The organism is Saccharospirillaceae bacterium (genome assembly GCA_022448365.1).
In the GTDB taxonomy this organism is placed as follows: domain Bacteria; phylum Pseudomonadota; class Gammaproteobacteria; order Pseudomonadales; family Oceanobacteraceae; genus Bacterioplanoides.
The window spans coordinates 1-1,859 of the sequence record JAKVCS010000036.1; the positions used below are offsets into that span (position 1 = coordinate 1).

Annotated in this window: 1 protein-coding gene; it reads right to left on the reverse strand. The window is 51.3% G+C overall.

Features of this window, described 5'->3' with window-relative positions; genetic code table 11:
• Nucleotides 1–190 precede the first annotated feature (190 nt).
• On the reverse strand, nt 191–1,579 hold the full coding sequence (gene ltrA / locus MK185_17830) for a group II intron reverse transcriptase/maturase (GenBank protein ID MCH2042490.1): 1,389 nt from the start codon (nt 1,577–1,579) through the stop codon (nt 191–193).
• Nucleotides 1,580–1,859: the final 280 nt, after the last annotated feature.

Here is a 1,859-nt window from a genome sequence, read left to right on the forward strand (position 1 = left end):
CAATTATTCAATTTAACTTACTGATAATTGACGCCAACAATTTGACACGTTCATTTTTTAACCGCAGGAATTCTACCCAAAATAGAACAATAAACCAGCAAAAATACCCATTAATCGAGTAGGAGGGAGTTTTACAACTCCCGTCCTCTCACACCACCGGGCATACGGTTCCGTACCACGGCGGTTCATATTAACACTGGAACTGTCGGTGACAATCCAGCAGCGATACCAACCCCATCTTGTCGAACCACCCTTTTCTAAAGGCTTGATTCATGTGGCTGGCCCCCGCATTCCACCATGCGCCTCGTTGGTTGGTCGCTGAGCACCATGCCCGATTCTCGTCAAGCCCTGCTTTCATTAAGTTTCTGGCGCGGGTGTATACGCGTTTCCACTGCCGCCATAACAGGCAGCGGAGTTTTCGTCGTATCCAACCGTCCAGTTCCTCCAGCACGCCTTTGACTTTTGTCAGGCGGAAGTAGCTTATCCAGCCGCGAAGCACGGGTGTCATTACGTGTATTGTCTCACTGATAGAGCGAGAGTAATGCCCTGTCGTCATTTCGCGGATTTTATCCTTGAAGCGATTTACACTTTGCACGGCGATTTTCACCCGGCTCTCTTTGTGCCGGGTAAAGCTATAGCCTAGGAACTTGCGTTCCCACGGCCGGGCTACCGCGCTTTTATCGGCATTGACTTGCTGCTTCAGTTCGTTAGACAGGAAGTCGGTGATATCGGCCAGTAAGCTCTCGCCTGCCTTCTGACTGCTCACGTAAATATTGCAGTCATCAGCATAGCGGCAGAAGCTATGGCCTCGTTGCTCTAATTCCTTGTCTAAGCTATCCAGCAGGATGTTTGATAGCAATGGTGATAGTGGGCCGCCTTGCGGCATGCCTCTGTCCCGCGTTACCCGCTGGCCATTGGCCATCATTTCCACTTCAAGGAAGCGGCGGATGAGTTTCAACAGCCGTTTATCTTCTATCAGGTACGCCAGTTTCGACATTAAGATGTCATGGTCTACCCGGTCGAAGAACTTCTCCAAATCCATGTCTACAACCCATCGCTTTCCGCTACGTATGTATTGCTGTGCTTGTTGCACGGCTTGCCATGCATTGCGGTTTGGTCTGAATCCGTAGCTGGACTGAGAGAAGTGCGGTTCCACCAACGGACTTAGCCGTTGTGCTATCGCTTGCTGGATGAGTCTGTCTACCACCGTTGGCACGCCTAACGTCCTGACGTCGCCATTCGGTTTCGGGATGTCCACTTTACGGATGGCCCGCGGTAGATAGCTGCCCGCTGTCAGTGAGACCTTCACACCTTGCCAATGCTGTTTCAACCAGGGTTTTAAATCCAGCGTGCTCAGGTTATCAACACCCGCTGCGCCTTTATTCTCCACCACCCGCTGATAGGCCAACATCATATTGGCTCGGTCTGTCACTGCTTCCATCGTCACCGATGGTTCCGCTTTCGTTCGCCCACTGACCGCCGTGTCAATTTCAGCACCCGTGGCGTATCCCGACAGGTTCCGCCCGTCTTCGCACTCACTGGCCGCGGTATTCTGCGCTTGTGCATCATTAATCGACATCGAGTAACAGTGTCCTAATCACGGTTAATTATGTTCAGCCCTTCATGCTATCGGTTTAATATCACTACTACGGCCTCGGCTGACTTCTGATATCCCATCCCAACATCTCTCGATGTCAGTAGCACACTAAAAAAAAATCAGAGGCAGAACATCAGACCTCCCGGGGTAATTCGCGCGACCTTCCTGCTTATGCCTGTCGGCTTTACGTTGCTGCATTCCGTGCAAGTATTGGGCTTTAGTGATAATCGCCACCTCACCCTGCAACAACGCCTAAACCGCT